12 protein-coding genes are annotated in these 20,149 nt (G+C 71.3%); 8 read left to right on the plus strand and 4 right to left on the minus strand.

Annotated features, from left to right (window positions below; genetic code table 11):
- Positions 1-167 precede the first annotated feature (167 nt).
- Both ACFY0T_RS20145 and ACFY0T_RS20150 read left to right on the plus strand, forming a co-directional pair.
- Positions 168-4,511 carry a hypothetical protein gene (locus tag ACFY0T_RS20145; RefSeq protein WP_388872009.1) on the plus strand — a complete coding sequence of 1,448 codons (4,344 nt, stop codon included), beginning with the start codon at positions 168-170 and terminating at the stop codon, positions 4,509-4,511.
- Positions 4,512-4,568: 57 nt separating this feature from the next.
- Positions 4,569-5,957 (plus strand): hypothetical protein, encoded by a 1,389-nt coding sequence (locus ACFY0T_RS20150; RefSeq protein ID WP_388872012.1) that lies wholly within the window; start codon positions 4,569-4,571, stop codon positions 5,955-5,957.
- On the opposite strand, the gene ACFY0T_RS20155 is transcribed toward ACFY0T_RS20150, so the two are convergent.
- Positions 5,902-7,608 carry a DUF2264 domain-containing protein gene (locus tag ACFY0T_RS20155; RefSeq protein ID WP_388872015.1) on the minus strand — a complete coding sequence of 569 codons (1,707 nt, stop codon included), beginning with the start codon at positions 7,606-7,608 and terminating at the stop codon, positions 5,902-5,904. The genes ACFY0T_RS20150 and ACFY0T_RS20155 overlap by 56 nt on opposite strands.
- A gap of 131 nt (positions 7,609-7,739) precedes the next feature.
- Entirely contained in the window at positions 7,740-8,792 is a 1,053-nt protein-coding gene (locus ACFY0T_RS20160) for a rhamnogalacturonan acetylesterase (protein ID WP_388872018.1), read from the minus strand.
- A 191-nt stretch (positions 8,793-8,983) separates the two neighbouring features.
- Here ACFY0T_RS20160 and ACFY0T_RS20165 point away from each other — a divergent pair, with 191 nt between their 5' ends.
- Positions 8,984-10,660 carry a rhamnogalacturonan lyase B N-terminal domain-containing protein gene (locus ACFY0T_RS20165; RefSeq protein ID WP_388872021.1) on the plus strand — a complete coding sequence of 559 codons (1,677 nt, stop codon included), beginning with the start codon at positions 8,984-8,986 and terminating at the stop codon, positions 10,658-10,660.
- Positions 10,661-10,710: 50 nt separating this feature from the next.
- Complete coding sequence (locus ACFY0T_RS20170; protein WP_388872024.1) at positions 10,711-11,385, plus strand: GNAT family N-acetyltransferase; 675 nt, start codon at positions 10,711-10,713, stop codon at positions 11,383-11,385.
- Between the two features lie 19 nt (positions 11,386-11,404).
- Here the strand turns inward: ACFY0T_RS20170 and ACFY0T_RS20175 are convergent, their stop codons facing one another.
- Entirely contained in the window at positions 11,405-12,817 is a 1,413-nt protein-coding gene (locus tag ACFY0T_RS20175; RefSeq protein WP_388872027.1) for an RICIN domain-containing protein, read from the minus strand.
- Positions 12,818-13,009: 192 nt separating this feature from the next.
- Positions 13,010-13,918 carry a LysR family transcriptional regulator gene (locus ACFY0T_RS20180; RefSeq protein ID WP_388872030.1) on the minus strand — a complete coding sequence of 303 codons (909 nt, stop codon included), beginning with the start codon at positions 13,916-13,918 and terminating at the stop codon, positions 13,010-13,012.
- 150 nt (positions 13,919-14,068) lie between these two features.
- Here ACFY0T_RS20180 and ACFY0T_RS20185 point away from each other — a divergent pair, with 150 nt between their 5' ends.
- The 4 genes from ACFY0T_RS20185 to ACFY0T_RS20200 all read left to right on the plus strand — a co-directional run bounded on the left by ACFY0T_RS20185 (position 14,069) and on the right by ACFY0T_RS20200 (position 20,137).
- The gene (locus ACFY0T_RS20185) at positions 14,069-14,896 is read left to right on the plus strand and encodes an oxidoreductase (protein ID WP_388872033.1); all 828 of its coding nucleotides are present in this window, start codon (positions 14,069-14,071) and stop codon (positions 14,894-14,896) included.
- A gap of 621 nt (positions 14,897-15,517) precedes the next feature.
- Entirely contained in the window at positions 15,518-17,605 is a 2,088-nt protein-coding gene (locus tag ACFY0T_RS20190) for an autotransporter (protein WP_388872036.1), read from the plus strand.
- Between the two features lie 147 nt (positions 17,606-17,752).
- Positions 17,753-18,679 carry a homocysteine S-methyltransferase gene (gene mmuM, locus ACFY0T_RS20195; RefSeq protein WP_388872039.1) on the plus strand — a complete coding sequence of 309 codons (927 nt, stop codon included), beginning with the start codon at positions 17,753-17,755 and terminating at the stop codon, positions 18,677-18,679.
- A 384-nt stretch (positions 18,680-19,063) separates the two neighbouring features.
- Complete coding sequence (locus tag ACFY0T_RS20200; protein ID WP_388872042.1) at positions 19,064-20,137, plus strand: LacI family DNA-binding transcriptional regulator; 1,074 nt, start codon at positions 19,064-19,066, stop codon at positions 20,135-20,137.
- The last annotated feature ends 12 nt before the right edge of the window (positions 20,138-20,149 follow it).

Genomic DNA, 20,149 nt, shown 5'->3' on the forward strand with positions numbered 1-20,149 from the left:
TCGGCCGAAGTGTGGCGGGGCGACGCGAGGCCGAAGTGTGCCGGGCCGACGCGAGGCCGAAGGGAAAGCCCCGTGCCGGATCTCGCACCGCCAGTGGCCGTCCCCGTGGTTCAGCTGCCACCATCGAAGGTCAGTCGTGGCGTGGAACCACGGACAGCGGGGGCCAAATGAGCAACACGGCACTGGTGTTGGGAGTCGGGCGCTTCACCGCGGAGGTCGGCAGCGACGAAGAACCGGAGATCGGTTCGGCGGCATGGCATCCACTCGCCTTCGTCTACGCCCTGATTCCGCAACTCGCGGACTCCCTGAAGGGGCTCGGCTACCTCACCACACAAGTCGTCGACCCGAACGAGAGCGCGCTGCGCAGCGCCTTGGAGCAGTCGGTCGGCTCCGACGGCGAGCACTGCCGGGTCCTGCACCTCATCTCGCACGGCTTCACCGACCCGGACGGCGACCCCACCCGCGTCGACGTCGTCCCGACATCCGGACGCGTCGGCATCGGCACGAACATCAGCGAGTGGGTCTCCTCGGCGCAGACCCTGCGCCGCCCCACGCTCTTCCTGCTGGACCTGTGCCGTTCGGGGCGGGCCGCGCGGCTGCCCTTCCTGCTGGCGCACGCCGGACGCCACACCCACGTCTGGGTGATCGCCGCGTCGGGCACGGACGAGGACGCGTACGACGGCCGCTTCAGCCGGGCCGTGGTGGACACGCTGCACGAGCTGTCGCGGACCGGACTCGGCGCCGACCCGACCCGGCGCCACGTCGCCTTCTCGGCCGTGGCCCGCCACGTACGGCGCAGGGTCGAGTCCGCGCCCGGGCTGCCGCAGACCGTCCTGGCCACGGCAATGGATCTGGGGCTGGACGAACCCGACCTCCCCTTCTTCCCCAACCCCCGGTTCCGGGAGGGCACCGCGCGCCGGACCCGGCTCGGAGTCTCGCCTCCGCTGCGGGCCTTCCTGGACGACCTGACCGAGATCGACGGCAGTGATGCCGGGCACTTCACCGATCGCGCCGGACAGCACTTCGTCGGGCGGCGCGCCCAACTGCGGCTCCTCGCACCGTGGTTGGACGACGACGCGGTCGGCGGGCTGCGCGTGGTGACCGGCAGCCCGGGTGCCGGCAAGTCCGCGCTGCTCGGGGCGCTGGTCTGCGCGGCGCACACGGAGCTCGTCGCCGTCGTACCGCATGTACGGGCCAGGCTCCAGGCGCAGGACCCGCTCGGCTGCCCGTCCCAGCACGCGCAGCTCGCCGCGGTGCACGCGCGGCAACGGACCCTGGACGAGGTGATCGCCGCGATCGTCCGCCAGTTGAAGCTGCCCACTCCGGCGGACGCGTGGCAGCCGGCCACCCTGGTGCAGGCACTCGGGCGCCTGACGGCTCCGCCGCCCGTCGTGGTCGACGCGCTGGACGAGGCCATCGACCCGCTGAGCATCTGCGACGAACTCCTGGTGCCGCTCGCCCGGGCCGCCCGGCCCGACGGCAAGCCGGTGTGCCGGCTGCTGGTGGGCATGCGCCCGTGGGAGGAGTTCATCCGGCTGAGGCAGGCGGCCCTGGCCCAGGACGGACTGATCGACCTTGACGCCGTCGGCACCCCTGAACTCCGCACGGACCTGGCCGGGTACCTCGCCGGCACGCTGGCGGACATGCCGGGCTACGCCCCGCGCGAGCAGCGCGCCGTCCGTGAGCGGCTGGCGTCCGCCACGGCCGCGGAGCTGACCTCGCCCACGGCCCGTACCGACGAATGGGGCGCGTTCCTCGTTGGCAGCGTCCTCACCGGGTATCTGCTGAACCGGGAGCCCGCCCGGACCCCGCAGGAGGCCGAGCGCATCGCGCAGGACGCGCCGACCACGCTGCCGGGCGTACTGGAACTCGACCTGAGTCTGCGCCCCGACCCGGTGGCGCTGCGCGGCGTCCTGTCCGCGGTGGCCCTGGCGAAGGGCGACGGAATGCCGGCCGAGGTGATCGCGCGTCTCGCCGCCGGGCCCACTCCGGACGGCGCCGGGCCGACGCCCGTAGGCGCCGGACCCACATCCGTAGGCGCCGACCCCGCAGCCGTAGGCGCCGGACCCGATCCCGGCGACGACACCGTCGTCGTACAGCGGCTGCTCGACGAGGCCCGCTTCTACCTCCGTACCGGCGTGGAACCCGACGGCACGACCCTCTACCGCCTGTTCCACCAGGGGCTCACCGACCACCTGCGCCGTCAGCCCTCCCCCGAACCGGGGACCGCGCCGCCCGACCCCGGCGAGATCCTGGACCGGCTGCTCGCGGGGATCACCGGCCCGCAGGCCGCCGGCTGGGGCACGGCACCGCCGTATCTCCTGCGGCACGCCATCGAGCACGCCGTCGAGGCAGGACGCGAGGAGGAGCTGATCACCGACCCCGAGTTCCTCGTGCACGCCGACCCGGACACGCTCGTACCCGTCCTCGACCATGTCCGCGGCGACGAGGCACGCTCGGCGGCCGCGGTCTACCGCGCCTCCATCGACCTTCATCGCACGCTCCTGCCGGAGTCCCGCCGCAGGCTGCTGGCGATCGACGCGGCCCGCTATCAGGACCGGTCGCTGCTCAGCCGCCTGAGCCTGCCGTCGTCCGAGGGCTGGATGCCCCGCTGGGCCACCGGTTTCGGCGTCACCCGGGCGCTGCGCCGCACTCTCGCGCACCCTCAGGGAGTCGAGCGCCTCACGTGCACGACCCTGAGCGGCGGCCCGGTCGCGGTCACCGGGGGCTACGACGGGGTCGTCCGCGTCTGGAACCTCGAGTCCGGGCGGCTGTACGGCGAGCCGATGACGGGCCATGTCGGGCCCGTCCACGGTGTCGTGTGCACAACGGTCGGCGGGCAGCAGGTCGTTGTCAGCGCCGGCGCCGACGGCACCGTACGGAGCTGGTACCTGGAGACGGGCGGCTTCCGTCACGAAGTGACCGTCGGCGGCAGTCCGAAGGCGCTCGTGGGCACAATGGTCCGCGGCCGGCCCGCGGTCGTGGTGGTCGGTGACACGATCACGGCTCTGGACGTCGACAGCGGCGCCGTCCTGTACGAGGTACCGAACCGCCCTGGGGCGGACCAGGCGCATGCCGCGGTCCTGCGGGGGCGGCACGTCGTCGTCATCGGCGGCTGGGACGGACACCTGCGGGTGTGGGACGCCGACACCGGTACGCCCGTGCGCGATCTGTACGTCCAGTCCGAGATCTGGGCGTTCGCCTGTGCCAGCGTGCAGAAGCGGGCTGTCGTCCTCACCAGCCACCGGGACGGCGCCGTGCACACCTGGGACCTGGCCCGCGGACGGAGACTGTTCAGGCCCCTGCATCCCGGTCCGGGCCGTATCGACGGGCTGGCCTGCATCACGGTCGAAGGCGCACCGATCGTCCTGACGAGCGGGTGGGCCGGGACGGTCCAGGTGACGGACCTCGTTCTCCGGCGGGCCCATCCGCCGCTGGTCGGGCACAGCCACACCGCTCACGTGATCACCTCGACGACGATCGACGGCTCGGCCAAGGCCGTCACAGGAAGTCGCGAAGGCACGGCGCGGGTCTGGGATCTGCCCGTCGGGCCGCCCGCCCGGAAGTCCCGCGGAGACCGGTCCGGGACCGCGAGCGCCGACGCGGTGTACGCCGTCGCCTGTACGACGGTCGACGGACGCGGCGTCGCCGTCACCGCCGGTGACTCGGGCGTGCGGATCCGAGACCTGGCCACGGGGCAGCCCGTGGGCGCCCCGCTGGGGGACGGCACCAGGACGCTGACTCCGGTCACCATGGGCGGTCGTGCCTTCGCCGTGACGACGGGCGGGCTGACCGATCGGAGCGTGCACGTCTGGGACCTCTCCACGCGTGAGCGGCTGCTCGACCCGTGGGAGGGCGGCAGTGTCGTGACCTGTATGACGCTGCGGGGCCGCCCCGTCACCGTGGAGGTGGACTGGAACGGCAGGTTCCAGGTGCGGGACATCCTCACCGGACAGAGCCGCGAGCTGACGTCCGGCCGCCCGGAGGGCGTCTTCTCCATGGCGTGCACCACGCTGAACGGACGGCCCATCGTCGTCACGGGGACGGGCAGTGGAGTACTGCGCTGGTGGGACCTGGAGACCGGGCAGCCCGTCTCGGACCAGATCCAGGCGCACGACGGCGAACTGTGCACGGTTTCCTGCGCCTTGGCCGACGGCAGGCCGGTCGCCCTGACCGGCTACTTCGGCGGAGCCAGGAGCGGCCGCATGCCCGTTCCCGCCGAGCCGTGCCTCTGGGATCTGTCCCAACGTCGCCCGACCGGCACCCCTTTGAAGGGGCACACGGGCTGGGTGGTGGCCACCGCTCTCACGGTGCGGCACGGCCGCCCGATCGCCGTGACGGGTGATCAGGACGCGACGGTACGGCTCTGGCGCGCCGACGGCACCTGCCTGCGCACCCTGGAGATGCCCGCGCCCGTGTCGGACCTCTCCGTGGCCGACTCCGGCGAGCTCGCGGTGGTGGTCGACCCCGGTGACCTCGTGATCATCGAGCCGGACTGGACGGAGGCGTGACGCACGTCACTGCGTCATCGGCGGCAACCATTTCCCGTCCAGCGGCAACCACCAGGCATGACCAACGCAAGACGCACCACGACGCACCGCCGTCGCCGTATCGCCCGCAAGCCCGTGGTGGGGGGCCTGTCGGCCGCGGTTCTCCTCGCCGGCGCGTGGTACGCGACCGCCAACGGGGCGACGACGACCGCCGACAGCCTCGCCGTCAGCAACACGACCGTGAGCCTGTCGGCCAAGTTCCCTTATCTGTCGGCCGGTTACAACAACTCCCGCGAGTGGACGCGGACGGCGACCGCCGTGGCGCCCAACGGCACCCTCAGGGTGGCCTGGCCCGCCTCCGACGGCATTCACGTCACGCCGCTCACCGCGGCGGGCAGACGGTCCGCGGCCGACACGGTGGTCAAGGGCACGAAGGAGGTCGGCGGGCTCGTCGCGCACAACGACGGCTTCGCGCTCCTGACCCGGGTCTCCGACACGAACAAGTGGAAGGAGACGGCCGCGGCGCTCGTCCGCTACACGAACGGCAAGCAGACCTTCCGCACCAAGCTCACGGGGACCGCCTCCCACGACACCGCGCCGCTCCTCGACGGCCAGCTCACCTGGAACGGATCGAAGTACGGCGCGTACTTCGTCGTGCACGGCGCGGGCGGCTTCGCCGACGGCCACTACGGCGACAAAATGTCGTACATCGGCTCCATGGGGGCCAAGCTCAGCGGCGGTTGGAGCTGGGGCTGCAGCCACAACGAGGGCATCGCGCTGCACGCCGAGACGTCCGGCGCGTTCACGTCCCTCTGCTTCGACGACTGGCGCTCGGGCCTGTTCGTGTCGACGGGCATCGGCGCGCCCGACACCGCGCCGGTCGTGCAGCGCGAGCAGTGCTGGGCGGGCTACTGCGGCGGCACGTTCGCGGGCCGCACCGGCGACCTGGTGAAGTCCTCGACCGGCCGGTACGCCACCGCCTTCGCCTCCCGCGGCGCCGGCTCCGCCAAGAAGAACCCCGACGACGCCAGCGGGCGCGGCTGGACGGTCACGCCGAAGACGAGCACGCATCAGGTGGCCGTCGCCTTCATGAAGAACCGCAACTCCGGCCCCGGCAAGGCGATCTACCTGTCGAACACCACGGGCACCGAGCACGTCAACGTCCATCTCGCCCCGTACGGCAAGGACCGTCTCCTGCTGTCCTGGGAGTCCCTGAAGAACGCCCGGTGCAAGGACGGCACCTGCACCGGCACCTTCACCGGCACGCACCTGCGGCTCATCGACTGGAACGGCAAGTTCCAGAGCGCGGACACCGTCGTCGGCGCTCGGATCACGGGTGACATCGCGGTCCTGAAGGACGGCACTCTCACGTGGGCCTACGCGCCCGTCACTCCGTCCTACGCCACCGCGCTCACCGGGGCGTCACCGACCACGACGAGCCTGCGGATCGCCCGTCTGACTCCGTGAACCGAAAGCGCGCCGTCGGGCCCGAGGCCCACTCCACACTCAGCTCGTAGGCCCCCTCCACCCTCACGGACACCAGCTCCGTGAGGGGCAGGTGGTCCGGGTCGGCGGTGAGGCGGGCGAGGGCGACGAAGAGCGTGGCGTCTTCATCTCCTGTGACACCGGCCCCCGAGTCCAACAGGCCGTGTACGGGGAGGAGTTCGGAGCGTACGCCGTCGCCGGGCGCCCACCCCGTCACCCGCACCGGTGTCCCGGCGGCCGCCCCGGACACCAGGTGCGCCCGGACCTCCACCGCGCCTTGGGCGACGACGAGGTTCGTGACCCGGATGCCGTCCTTGACCGTGTGCCGGGACGCGATCCATCCCTCCCCCACCCCCAGCGGCTCGATGTCCGTACGGCTCGGGTCGTCGCCGACGATCACGCTGTTGTCGTACGACGGCGAAGGCTCCGTCGTCGTCGAGTACGCGAGCCGTGTGTAGTACGGGTCGTAGCGGACGTCCTCGCTGCCGTGGTTGTGGAGGCGGACCAGGCCGTCCGAAGTGGTCGACTGGAGAAGCCAGTTGGGCGGACCGAAAGGGGTGACGGCATCGGCGCGGTCCGTCGGGCCCGGCTCCTCGCGCGCCGTCCAGGCCTCGTGGTCCGGCGGCAGCAGCAGACCGAGGAAGGCCTTGCTCGCCCAGTACGGGGAGGCCGGACCCGAATACCCTTGCAGGAGCGCCTCGTTGGGGCCGTGCCAGCCGAGGGTCAGCAGGCCGCGCTCGTCGACGGCGCCCCGGTCGAGGAAGTAGCGCAGGGCGCCGGAGGACAGCCGTCGGGTCTCGCCCGGCGACAGGGGCGTACGGCCCGTGAGCGCGCCGAGCCACAGCGGTGCGGTGGTCGCGAAACGGTAGGTCAGGGAGCGGCCCTGGAGCATCGGCGCGCCGTCGCCGCCGAACAGGCGGGCGTAGTCCGCGAGATGGGTGTCCAGTCGGCCCCCGTACAGGTCGAGCAGGCGGGTGTCCTCCGCCAGCCAGGCGTGCAGCACGGGGTACAGGTGCATCGCCCAGCCGTTGTAGTAGTCGAACTTGCGGCCGTCGCCGTCGGTGTACCAGCCGTCCCCGACATACCACTGCTCGATGCGCTCCAGGCCGCGGTCGATCGCGGCGCGCGACGCCTCGGGCTCGTGGCCGATCTCCTGGAGGAAGCCGCCGACCGTGACCGGGAACAACTCCCAGTTGCAGGGCCAGGGTTCGGCCGTGAGCGCGTCGCCGAGCCAGGCCGCGGCCCGCTGCCGTACACCGTCGTCGAGACGGTCCCACAGCAGCGGCCGGGTCAGCCGCAGCGCGAGGGCGATCGAGGCGGCCTCGACGAGCGGCTGGCCGCGGTGCTCGACGCGGGGCCAGCCGCCCGCGGTTCCGGCGGCGAGGCCGTCCGCGTACCGCTCCAGGACCTTCTCGTCACGGCGGAAGGCGGCGAGGAGGAGGGTACGCGCGTAGCCCTCCAGTCCGTCGGAGAGCCTGCCGGACCAGCTCGTGTGCTCGCCGGGGAGGTGGTAGAGCGCGCCGTCCTCCGTCGCGTACGGCGCGACCGCGGCCAGCAGGGAGTCGGCGACCGCCTCCCAGTGGGCGCGGGTGTAGCCGGTGTACGGGCTGAGGGTGCGGTCCTCAGGAGGCATCGATCAGGTCCTGTCTCGCTCGGTAGGGGCCAGTACGGGCCCATGGGGCGAGTACGGGCCCATGGGGCCAGTACGGGCCGATGGGGCCAGTACCTGGGGCGCCCCGGTTCCGGTCGGGACGCCCCAGGAGCTCATCCCACCCTCACCAGGCCCTCCGGCACCAGATGGTGGGCGACGAGTTCGTCCGTGACCAGACCCGCGTACGTCGTCGCGCCGTGCACCGAGGTGTGCGTGTTGTCCCGTTTCTCGTTGTAGAGGTAGATCGCCTTGGAGCCCTCGACGCCCAGGGACTCGAGGAGGGCCTTGGTCTTGGCGGTGAGGTCGATCAGCGGGACGTTCTCGGCGGCGGCGACCGAGCGGACGACGGCCGGGTGGTCGACGCCCAGGCCGTTCACCAACAGTGCGGTGTTGTTGTTGAGGGTGCCGTCGGCGTTGAACCAGCGGCGGACGATGGGGGTGACGAGGACCGGCTCGCCGCCCTGGGCGCGGACTCCCGCGACCAGCGTTTCGAGGTTCGCGCGGTACGTCGGCTCGTCGGTGGTCTTGTCGTTGTGGGCGAGCTGGATCAGGACCAGGTCACCGGGGCGGATCAGCGGTTCGACCGTGCCCCAGAGCAGCGGATTGGCCAGATAGGTGACCGTGCTCTCGCCGGAGTCGGCGTAGTTGGCGACCGACACGCCCTTGCGCAGGTACTGCGGCAGCTGCTGCCCCCAGCCGGAGTACGGGTCGCCGGGCTGGTCGCAGACCGTGGAGTCGCCGACGAGGAAGATCTGGCGAGCGTGGTGAGCCGGGGTGACCTTGATGTCGGCGAGGGCGGGGGCCGAGCCGCCGATGGCCAGGTCCAGGCCGGGAGTTCCGCCCGCGCCGGTCGGCTCGCCCTCGGGGGTGCGGACGTTCACGGTGAAGCTGCGGGCGACGTGCTCGCCGGCCGGGGCGGCGGTCTCGGGGAGCAGGGAGCGCCGGGTCTCGCCGCTGATGCTCGTGCTCGACGCGGCCTCGCCGCCGAGGAGCACCTTCACGTCGTACGTGCCGGGCGGGACGTCGAAGTGGCAGGCGGTGGCGGTGCAGTTCTCGACACCGAGGGACGGCTGCTGGTCGTGGGCCCGGGCGGGTGCGGCGAACAGGACGGTGCTCAGCACGACCGCCGCCGGCACGGCGATGCGAAAACCGTTGGAACGTCTCACTCGGGTCTCCTCCGTCACGGCGACATGACCTGGCGGCTGGACCGTATCGCTCCGGGCAAGCGCTTTCTAGGTCTTGGACCGATTTCACAAGATTGCCAACCTCCCACGAGCGAAAGCCATTTCGCGAAATCGATTCAACTGTCACTCTCACACACACCCGCACCCCCACACCTCCCGAAGGAGGCACCCCCATGTCCGAATCCCCGAACAGATCGGTCCGACGCCGTACCTTCGTGCTCGGCAGCGCGGCCGCCGCCGGTTCGGCGGCCCTCGTCGGACCCCTCGCACCGTCCGCGTCCGCCGCGAGCTTCGGCTGGAGCGACGACGGTTCGAACTACGTCGTCGACACCGGCGCGAACCTCGTCTTCAAGGTCAGCAAGACCAACGGCGACCTGACCTCGCTCGTCTACCGCGGCACGGAGTACCAGGGCTACGGCGGCAAGAACTCGCACGTCGAGTCCGGCCTCGGCACCTCGACGGTGACGACCAAGCAGTCCGGTTCGACGATCCTGATCTCCGTCGCGTACGGCACGCTCAGGCACTACTACGCGGCCCGCAGCGGCGAGAACAACGTCTACCTGTGGACCGACAAGGCCGACACGTCGGTCTCGGCGACCCGTTACATCGTGCGCGTCAAGGCCGGCCTGTTCCTCAACGACGAGCCGGATTCCTACACGTACGCGCCCACCACCATCGAGGCCTCGGACGTGTTCAAGAAGTCCGACGGCCAGACCCGCTCGAAGCACTACTCGAAGCTCCGGGTCATGGACTACCACTACATCGGCTGGTCCACCGGCAGCGTCGGCCTGTGGATCGTGCGCAGCAACCACGAGAAGGCCTCCGGCGGCCCGTTCTACCGCTCCCTGCTGCGACACCAGAGCGCGGACGGCGGCGGACTGTACGAGATCCTGTACTACGGCGAGAACCAGACCGAGGCCCAGCGCTTCGGCCTCCAGGGCCCCTACGTCATCGCCTTCACGGACGGTGGCGCGCCCTCGTCCTCGCTGTTCCCGGGGACCCTGACCACCTCGTGGGCGGACTCGCTCGGCATCTCCGGGTACGTGGCCGCCGGCGGCCGGGGCAAGGTCGCGGGCGTCGGCATCTCCGGGCGCGACACGGCGTACGCGTACACGGTCGGGCTCGCCAACTCGGCCGCGCAGTACTGGGGTTCGGCGCGCGCGTCGGACGGCTACTTCTCGATCGGTGGGGTGCTGCCGGGGACGTACACCCTGACGGTCTTCAAGGGTGAACTCGCCGTCTACACCACCTCGGTGACGGTCTCGGCGGGCGGCACGACCACCCTCAACACGATCACGATCCCCTCCTCGAACGACCCGGGCAACGCGAGCGCGATCTGGCGGATCGGCACCTGGGACGGCACGCCGAGCGGGTTCAAGAACGCCGGCCTGATGACGTACGCGCATCCGTCGGACGTCCGGGCCGCGTCCTGGACCGGCAACGTCGTCATCGGCAGCGGGAGCGAGACCTCGGCCTTCCCCTGCTACATCTGGAAGGACGTCAACAGCGGGCTGATCGTGTACTTCAAGCTGACCGCCGCGCAGGCCGCCGCCGCGCACACCCTGCGGATCGGGGTGACGACGGCCTACGCCAACGGCCGGCCGCAGATCTCCGTCAACGGCTGGACGTCGTCGATCCCCTCGCCGCCCACGCAGCCGAGCACCCGGTCGCTGACCGTCGGCTCGTACCGGGGCAACAACTACACGTTCACCTACAGTGTTCCGGCCAGTGCCTGGCTCACGGACACCAGCCAGTACAACGTGCTGAAGATCAACGTGGTGAGCGGCTCGGGGACGACGAGCTATCTCAGCGCGGGCACGTCGATCGACGCGATCGACCTGCTGGCCTGAACTCCGCTGCCCGGCACTGCTGTCAGTGGTGCCCGGTAGCGTCCTGCCCCATGACCGACGAGACGACGGATGTTCTCGGGCCCTCCCCCGAGTTCACGGCACCGCTCGACCAAGGGGGACCCCTATCGCCCGACCGGCTCACGATCGTCCCCGCCAACGAGGCGTCGTGGGACGATCTGCGGGCGATCTTCGGCACCACTGACTATCCGGGCAAGTGCCAGTGCCAGCGCTACAAGATCCTCGGCTCGCAGTGGGGCTCGGTCTCCGACGCCGAACGCGCCGACCGGCTGCGTGCGCAGACCGGGTGCGACGACCCGGAGGCGCGCTCGACCAGCGGTCTCGTCGCCTACCTCGACGGGGAGCCGGTCGGCTGGTGCGCGGTCGAGCCGCGCACCGCCTATCCGCGTCTGCTCCGCACCCGTACACCCTGGACGGGACGCGACGAGGACAAGACCGACGACGGCGTCTGGGCCGTCACGTGCTTCGTCACCCGCAAGGGCTTCCGCAAGCGCGGCATCACCTACGCGCTCGCCCGCGCCACCGTGGGCTTCGCCCGCGACCGCGGGGCCCGGGCACTGGAGGCCTACGCGATGCTGACCCAGCCCGGCAAGGAGATCACCTGGGGCGAGCTCCATGTCGGCAGCCGTGAGGTGTTCGCCGACGCCGGCTTCGCCGAGGTGAGTCGCCCCAGTCCTCGGCGGGCCGTCATGCGCGTCGACTTCTGAAGCGGGGTTCACCGACGGATCAAGTGCCGCGTGTCCACTGCTGGTTGGTGCCTCCGTTGCAGGTGTACGTGATCAGCGCGGCGCCGTTGGCGGTGGACGCGCCGGACACGTCCAGGCACTCGCCGCTCGCGCGGGACTTCAGGAGGACGTAGCTGCCCGAGGTGGTGAGCGACCACTGCTGGGTGGTCGCCGAGCCGCTGCAGTTCTCCTGGGTGACGTTGGTGGCGTTCTCCTGGACGCACAAAGAGCTGCCCCGGCCGATCAGTTGGTAGTAACCGCTGCCGACGGACTTGAACCAGTACTTCTGGTTGTTGCCGCCGTTGCAGTCGTACTGCTTGATCTGGGTGCCCTGCCACAGCGACTGGCTGGTCACGTCGGCGCACTTCGAGGAGTGCCGGGCGATCAGCGTGTTGTACGTGGCGCTCGTCCCGGTGACCGTTCCGGCGGCGGTGTCGACGGTGATCTCGGGCGACCAGGACATGGACATCGTGGTCGAGGTCGGGAAGGTGAGCGGCAGCCATACGTAACGGGAGTCGTTCACCGTCCCGCCGAAGGAGTTGCCCCAGCGGTCGCCCATGTAGAGGTACGAGGTGCCCGAACTCCCCTGCACGGGAAGGACGTACGCGGTCTGTGAGCCGAAGGCCGTCGAGTCACCGATGTTCGTCATCGCCGTCCAGGGACCCGCGATGCTCGTCGCGGTGGCGTACTGCTGCTGGTTGGGGTTCCAGCCGGTCGCGGCCGACGTCAGCATGAAGTAGACGCCGCCCCGCTTGAAGAGGGCGGGTGCCTCGCGGTGGCCGCCGTGCCACGGGTCGGCGACCAGGCCGGCGATGCCGGTGTAGTCGGCGGTGAGCTTGTAGATCTGCAGGTCGTAGTTGTCGCGGGCGGCGGACGCCATGTAGCCGGTGCCGTCCGTGTCGACGAAGACCGTGATGTCACGGGACATGTACTGGCCGAGCGGGCGGAAGCTGCCCTGGTAGGTGTAGTTCCCGTCGACCGTGTCCGAGACGGCGACGGCGGCGCGCGCCTCGTTGTAGTCGGTGCCGTTCTCCTTGTGCATCCACATGACGAACTTGCCGGTGGACGCGTTGTACATGACCTTCGGGCGCTCGATGTTGGCGCTCGCCAGCTCGGACGAACTGGACTGGGTCAGCACGTGGTTGCGGAACTCCCAGTTCTTCAGGTCGGTGGAACGGTAGGCGTCCACGTACTGGAAGGTGTTGTCGGCGTTGCGGTGCTCGCCGAACCAGTAGTAGTAGCTGCCGACCTTGACGACCCCGCCGCCGTGCGCGTGCACGGCGTTGCCCGAAGTGTCCGTGAACTGGGTGCCGTTGGTGATGGTCTGGGCTGCGGCCTGGGCGGGCCCGGCGGTCACGAGCGCCGCGGCGAGTGCGCAGCACAGGGCGAGGAGGATTGCGTACACACGTCTCATCTCATGCCTCTCGGAGGAGGGGGCGTGGCAGGAAACGAAAGAGGTCCAACATTTTGAAACGACATCTGCCATTACCGAACGCCGAAAAGGTAAGGGTGTGTTACGGGAAGGTCAACGGGTCGGACAGGACTGGACACTTCTCGTCGAGCGGGCGCTTCCTGCGCAGCGGCTGCTAAGGGCGGGGCGGACGCTTCAGCCGGGACGGTGACCCGAGGCCAGGCGGGCCGCCTCCGCGTACGCCCGCACCAGGGGGCGTCGGTCGCCCGCGCGCCAGGCGAGGGCGAGTCGGCTCGGTGAGATGCCGCGCACCGGGCGGGTGACGACGCCGCCGCGGGTGAGCAGGGGCGCGTTGCCCGCGGCGAGCAGGCAGACGCCCCGGCCGTCCACGAGTGCCTCGTACGTCTCGTCCGCGCTCGCGGCCTCCGCGCCGATCCGCGCCGGGCGCCCGGCGCGGGCGTCGAGGGCGAGCCAGTAGTCGCGCAGCACGCCGGCGGACTTCGGGATGGCGATGAAGGGTTCGTCGAGGAGTTCCGCGAAATCGATCTCCGGCCGGTCCGCGAGGCGATGGGTGTCCGGCAGCGCGACATGGCGCGGCTCCTCGGCCACCACCACCCACTCGTAGCGCTCCTCGTCCGGCACCGGCAGCCAGACGAAGGCCGCGTCCACCGAGCCGTCCGCGAGCCCGGCGCTGGAGTCCGTCCAACTCACCTGCCGCAGCTCGACCTTGGCAGCGGGGCACGCCTCGCTGAACCGCGACCTGATCGCGGGCAGCAGCCCGCCGCGCCCCGGGCTCGTGCTCATCCCGACGACGAGCGTGGCCTGCTGCTCGGCCATGGCACGCGCCACCGCGTCCGACGCCGCGTCCCAGTCGGCGAGCACCCGACGCGCGTACGGCAGCAGGGCCGCGCCCACGGGGGTCAACCGCACGCCCTGCCGGTCCCGCTCGAACAGCTCCGCACCGAGTTGCCGCTCCAGCATGCGGATCTGTTTGCTCAGCGCGGGCTGGGAGACGAAGAGGCGCTCGGCCGCACGGGTGAAGTGCAGCTCTTCGGCGACCGCGACGAAGTAGCGCAGGTCCCGTCCGTGCACGTCCATGGCCATAACCATTGGTTATCACGAGGGGTCTTGGACGGGCGAGCGGGTTTCGGGCGAGGCTCGATACATCGAAAGCGGCACAAGGCAGCTCAGCTGAAGCTGAGGCAGCGCTGAGGCAGCACAGCTGAAGCTTCGGAACGCACGAGGGAGTCGGACATGAACAAGGTATGGCTGGTCACGGGCGCGAACAGCGGCTTCGGCCGGGCGTTCGTCGAGGCGGCCGTCGCGGAGGGCGACGTCGTGGCCGCCACGGCCCGCAGGCCCGAGGCGCTGGCCGACCTGGTGGCGGCCCACCCGGACCAGGTCGAGGCGCTCACCCTCGATGTCACGGATCCTGCGGGCATCGAATCGGTCGTGGCCGATGTGGTGGCGCGGCACGGGCGGGTCGACGTACTGGTCAACAACGCGGGCCGCACCCATGTCGGCGCCTCTGAGGAGACCACGGACGCCGAGCTGCGGTCCCTGTTCGACCTGCACTTCTTCGGGCCCGCCGCGTTGGTGCGCGCCGTCCTTCCGCACATGCGCGAGCGGCGCTCGGGGGCGATCGTCCAGATGAGCAGCATGGGCGGGCAGATGACGTACCCGGGGTTCTCCGCGTACTGCAGCACGAAGTTCGCGCTCGAAGGCTTCTCGGACGCGCTGGCGGCGGAGGTCGGACCGCTCGGCATCAAGGTCCTGGTCGTGGAACCGGGAGCGTTCCGTACCAACCTGATGGGCAGCGCGAGCGCGAGCGAGGAGATCGCCGACTACGCGGACACGGTCGGCCCGACCCGGCAGGCGGTCGCCGCCGGTGACGGCGCCCAGCCGGGCGACCCGGCGCGCGGCGTCGCGGCGGTCCTCGCCGCCCTCGCCGCCGACAACACCCCACTCCGCCTCCCCCTCGGCTCCGACGGGGTCGACGCCGTGCTCGGCCACATCGACGCACAGCGGGCCGAGATCGCGGCGTGGGAGAAGGTGGCGCGGGATACGGGGTTCGAGGTGTGACGGGGGGTGCGGGGGCGGGCGCTGACGCGGGCGCCTCAGCCGGTTGACCGGCTCCCCCGCCTTCGCCGAGCCCACTCCCGCGGCGGCGCCGGGCGCCGTGGCTCGCTACCGCTACCGCTGCCGCTGCCGCTGCCGCTGCCGCTGCCGCTGCCGCTGCCGCTACCACTGTGGGCAATCGTCCCGCAGGGCGATGGGGGTCCCCCCTGTTCGAGCGAAGCCGAGAACTTGGGGGAGGGTGGGCACAGCCACCAGCGCCGGGTGCCGTGTCGCACCAGGGTTCCCGGTACCGGGGGCTGGGGTCGGGGTGGGTCGCGCAGCCCGGCGCTTACGGGGTGCCGCTGTGCCCACCCGTGCCGCCCCTAGCGGCACGCATGCCCACAGCTGGGACGGGTGGGATGTCGCCCCTTGCGGCACGCATGCCCACAGCTGGGACGGGTGGGATGTCACCCCTAGCGGCACGCATGCCCACGGCTGGGACGGGTGGGATGTCACCCCTTGCCCACAGCGAGGGCGGTTCCGGGGGCACGCGTGCCCACCGCAGGGGCGGTTGCATGGTGAGACGGGTGCGAAGTTTTTGTTATTCGGGGGCGGGGCGCGCGTCTCCGAGGTGTGCGCAGTCATATGCATCAGAAGTCGGCGGGCGTCGTCGGCGCCCTCGCCGCCGTCGCCCTCATGCTCACCGCCCCCACGGCGACAGCCGCCGGGGCCAGGGACGTAACGGCCGACGTGCTCGCGGGCCGGGACGTGACGCTCACCGGCGACACGGTGGTGACCATGCCGGCCGGGACGACGACGTACAACGGGGTGTTCCATGGCGAGGGCACGCTCACCGTGCGCGGCAGCGGAACCCTGGTCCTGACCAAGGACAGCGACTTCACGCTCCCCAAGGCACGGCAGCGCCAGACGGTGAAGACGCAGGGCGGCAACCACCCGTACACGACGGTCGCCAACCCCGATCCGCCCGCCGTGACGGTGGAGCGGGGCGCGACCCTGCAGTACGGCACGGGCGGCGGCACCGGCCTGATCGGCCACTTCCCGTACAGCACCCCGGGCTACCAGCTGAACCAGCTGAACGTCCGGGTCGACGGCACCCTGCGCCTGTCCCTGACCCGCACCTTCAACATCGGCACGATCAGCGGCTCGGGCCTGGTCACCCAGCCCCGCAACATGTGGGGCACGCTCGACCTGGCCGGAACCCACCCCTTCTCAGGGGTGATCGACAACGGCACGGGCATGGCCGTGGGCCGCCCCGAGTACCCCGTGGCCCTCCCGAACGCCCGCGCCATCCTCAACCAGGGCTCCTGGATCATCGACACCCCGCTGTACCAGACGATCACCCTGCGCCAGAACTTCTACCAGCGCGAGTACGGCAGCGACGTCAACGTCCATACGCGGCCCGGCAGCAAGGTGGTGCTCACCGGCCAGTACAGCTACAGCGACCAGGGCGGCGACACCAATCCCTCGCTCAGCGACCCGGACACCAACTGGCGTTCCATCGCCCACCAGTTGAACAAGCGGGGCACCAACATCGAGGGCGCGAACGTCCAGTGGGGCGACGGCACGACCCACAAGATCTTCATGCCGGGCACCAAGGACACCGTCTACATCAACCTGCACGTGGCGAGCGGACGACGCTCGCTGCTGACGTTCGCCTACAACGGCCCGGTGACCCTGGGCGCCCCCATCGGCGGCGGCAAGTACCACGACACACTGGCCGCGCCCGGCGCCGGGGACGTCGTGATCAAGGGGACGAAGGGCAACGACGTCACGTTCGCCGCGAAGCAGCACTACGACGGGTCGACCACCATCGAGAAGGGCGCGGTGCTGCGGCTGGGGTCGGGCTCACCGGGCGGCGACGGTTCACTGATGACCGGCACGGCGCGGCGGCGCGTGGTGAACGACGGCACACTCGTCGTCCGCAACACCTCAACTCCCGTCATACTCACCCGCGTTGGCGGCAGCGGCGGGCTCACCCAGTCGGGCGCCGCGACGACGACACTGACGGGCGGCGAGGTGACGTACAAGGGAACGACGACGGTCACCAAGGGCACGCTCGCCCTGACCGGCGGCGCCTCGCTCGCGCACAGCAAGGCGATCCGGCTCACGTCGCCCGGCGCCCGCCTGGACGCACGCTCCACGGGCCTGCGGGTGACGACATCCCTCACCGGCAAGGGCACGGTACGGGGCTCGCTGACGAACGAGGGCGTCGTCGCCGGCGCCCTGACCGTGACCGGCGACTACACCCAGCACGCCGACGGCGAACTGGTCCTGCGCGACAAGCCCTTGAAGGTGACCGGGGCCGTCCGCCTCGCCGGCGACATCGACCTCTCCGAAGCGGCGACCGACCCCGCCCGCGAGATCACCCTCCTCAACCACACCGGCCACGAGAAGACCACCGGCACCTTCACCCACCTCCCCGAGGGCGCCGCCCTCAAGCTCGCCGACACCACGTACCGCATCAGCTACCACGGGGGTGACGGCAACGACGTGGTCCTCAAGACGGCTTCGAAGCACCGCGCGGCCAGCCCGTCCGCCTCCTCCGCGGCTCCCTCCGTGAAGCACACCGCCCTCGGCAAGAGCGAGAGCACGCGCGCGTGGTGGCCGCTTCTGCTCGTGCCGATACTGCTGGGGGCGCTGATCGTGCCGTCGGCCTGGCGCAGGCGGACGCACCGCAGCAGGGGCGGACGCCGGCACGCGGCCTCGAGGTGACCGCAGCTAGGAGCCTGGAGGAGAAACGAGATCGGAATCCCGCATCCCACATCTCCCATCTCCCATCGCGCATCCCGCATCGTGGGCAAAATGTCCACTTGGTGGACACCATCGGGCGTCGTGCCCCATATCGACTAGCGTCATGTCATGACCAGCGACACCTCCCGCACGCTCGCCGAAGCCCTCTCCGCCGGCCCGGTCGTCCTCGACGGCGGCATGTCCAACCAGCTCGAATCGGCCGGGCACGACCTGAGTGACGAGCTGTGGTCGGCGCGGCTGCTCGCGGAGCGGCCCGAGGCGATCGTCGAGGCGCATCTCGCCTACTTCGAGGCGGGCGCGGACGTGGCGATCACGTCCAGCTACCAGGCCACCTTCGAGGGCTTCGCCAAGCGCGGCATCCCGCACGAGAGGGCGGCCGAACTCCTCGGCCTCAGCGTCGAGTTGGCGCGCGAGGCAGCGCGGCGCGCGCACGCGAAGGGCGTCACGCGGCCGCTGTGGGTGGCCGCGTCCGTCGGACCGTACGGGGCGATGCTCGCGGACGGGTCGGAGTACCGGGGCCGGTACGGGCTGAGTGTCGCCGAGCTGGAGCGGTTCCACCGGCCGCGCCTGGAGGTGCTGGCCGCCGCCGAGCCCGACGTGCTCGCGCTGGAGACCGTGCCGGACGCCGACGAGGCGCAGGCGCTGCTGCGGGGCGTGCGCGGGCTCGGCGTACCGGCGTGGCTGTCGTACAGCGTCGCCGGGGACCGTACGCGCGCCGGGCAGCCTCTGGAGGAGGCCTTCGCGCTGGCCGCCGACGCGGACGAGGTCATCGCGGTCGGCGTGAACTGCTGCGCTCCGGAGGATGTGGACGGGGCCGTCGAGACCGCGGCGCGGGTGACCGGGAAGCCGGTCGTGGTGTACCCCAACAGTGGTGAGGTGTGGGACGCAAAGGCTCGGGCGTGGAGCGGGCGGTCCACGTTCACCGCTGAGCAGGTCGCCGGGTGGCGAGAGGGCGGGGCTCGGTTGATCGGGGGGTGCTGCCGGGTGGGGCCGGGGGCGATCGCGGGGATCGCGGGGACGCTGGGGTCGGCGTAGGCGGTTCTTCGCCCCCGCCCGCCCCTGTCCATTCTCGTCCCCTTGGGGCGCCGCCGGTTTAGCCCGTCCGGCGTTTGAGGACGAGCGCGTTAGCGCGATAGGCGGCAGCCCCAAGGATGGGATGGGTAGGGGCGGAGGGGGCGAACTACCCCACCCCCAGGGGCAACCGGTTTCCACATCGCTGCGGGATGCTAGGCGCCCCGGGACGGCCGGTGCGAGCCTCGGTGCAGGAGTGAAACTTTCGCATTCCTCGTCTCTCGTCCTGCGGCGCTCCCCCTGCTAGCCTCCGGCTCGGGAACCGGTTGCCACATGTGTTGCCGCACTTCCCGAGGGGGCCCCGGCGCCGGATACGTCGTCGCCGGAGGCGGTGGAAAAGGGGCCAGGATGACGAGGAAGAGCACGACGGACGCCGGGAGCCGGCACACGATCCGGGACGTGGCGGCGCGCGCGGGGGTCTCGGCGTCGACGGTGTCGCGGGTGCTCGGCGGCGAGTACCCGGTGAGCACGACGACGCGTACGCGGGTGATGCGCGCGGTCCGCGAGCTGGACTATGTCGCCGACGCCCGCGCCAAGGCGATCGCGGGGGCCGGCACGCCGACGCTCGCGTTCGTCCTCGACGACATCACCGGCCCCTCGTTCGCGCACATGGCGCACGGGGTGGAGCGGGAGGCGACCCGGCTCGGGCATCTGTGCCTGGTGTGCAGCACCGACGGCGACGCCGAACACCAGCTGGAGTTCATCGAGATGATGCGCGCCCAGCGGGCCGCCGCGGTGATCCTGGTCGGCGGCGCCACCGACACCGCCGAGTACCGCGAGCGGATGGCCCGCATCGCCGACTCGCTGGCGTCGGCGGGGTCACGGCTCGTCCTGTGCGGGCGGCCGCCGCTCGCCCCCGGGACGCCGGTCACGGTCATCGAGTACGACAACGAGGGCGGCGCCTACGCCCTGTGCGCGCACGTCCTCGCCCAGGGCCACCGGCGGGTCCTGTTCCTCGGCGGGAAGGAGGACAACACCACGGCCCAGGGCCGCGAACGCGGCTACCTCGCCGCGCATCACGCCCGAGGCATCGACCCGGACCCGGCGCTGCGGCTGTACGGCGACTTCACCCGCGACTCCGGCCACCGCCTGATGCGCCAAGCCCTCGCGCAGGGGCTGGAGTTCACGGCCGTGATCGCCTCCACCGACATGGTCGCCTCCGGCGCGCTGACCGCCCTCCACGAAGCGGGCCTGCGCGTCCCGGCCGACGTCTCCCTCGCCGGCTACGACGACATCCCCTTCGCCCGCGACCTGTTCCCCCCGCTCACCACCGTCCACGTCCCCTACGAGGAACTCGGCCGCCTCGCCGTGCGCACCGCCCTGGGCCGAACCCCGGACGTCCCGAACGAACACCTTCTCCTTGGGACGCACGTCGTGATCCGCGATTCGGTGGCCCGGGTGAAGGACGGGGACGGTGAGTGACGGCGAACTCGG

This window comes from Streptomyces sp. NPDC001530, assembly GCF_042894545.1.
Classification (GTDB): domain Bacteria; phylum Actinomycetota; class Actinomycetes; order Streptomycetales; family Streptomycetaceae; genus Streptomyces.

Coding starts and splice junctions, on each gene's coding strand:
- ACFY0T_RS20185 (WP_388872033.1), top strand. CDS start 14,069: ATGAACAAGGTATGGCTGGTCACGGGCGCGAACAGCGGCTTCGGCCGG.
- ACFY0T_RS20170 (WP_388872024.1), top strand. CDS start 10,711: ATGACCGACGAGACGACGGATGTTCTCGGGCCCTCCCCCGAGTTCACG.
- ACFY0T_RS20180 (WP_388872030.1), bottom strand. CDS start 13,918: ATGGCCATGGACGTGCACGGACGGGACCTGCGCTACTTCGTCGCGGTC.
- mmuM (WP_388872039.1), top strand. CDS start 17,753: ATGACCAGCGACACCTCCCGCACGCTCGCCGAAGCCCTCTCCGCCGGC.
- ACFY0T_RS20145 (WP_388872009.1), top strand. CDS start 168: ATGAGCAACACGGCACTGGTGTTGGGAGTCGGGCGCTTCACCGCGGAG.
- ACFY0T_RS20200 (WP_388872042.1), top strand. CDS start 19,064: ATGACGAGGAAGAGCACGACGGACGCCGGGAGCCGGCACACGATCCGG.
- ACFY0T_RS20150 (WP_388872012.1), top strand. CDS start 4,569: ATGACCAACGCAAGACGCACCACGACGCACCGCCGTCGCCGTATCGCC.
- ACFY0T_RS20155 (WP_388872015.1), bottom strand. CDS start 7,608: ATGCCTCCTGAGGACCGCACCCTCAGCCCGTACACCGGCTACACCCGC.
- ACFY0T_RS20165 (WP_388872021.1), top strand. CDS start 8,984: ATGTCCGAATCCCCGAACAGATCGGTCCGACGCCGTACCTTCGTGCTC.
- ACFY0T_RS20190 (WP_388872036.1), top strand. CDS start 15,518: ATGCATCAGAAGTCGGCGGGCGTCGTCGGCGCCCTCGCCGCCGTCGCC.
- ACFY0T_RS20175 (WP_388872027.1), bottom strand. CDS start 12,817: ATGAGACGTGTGTACGCAATCCTCCTCGCCCTGTGCTGCGCACTCGCC.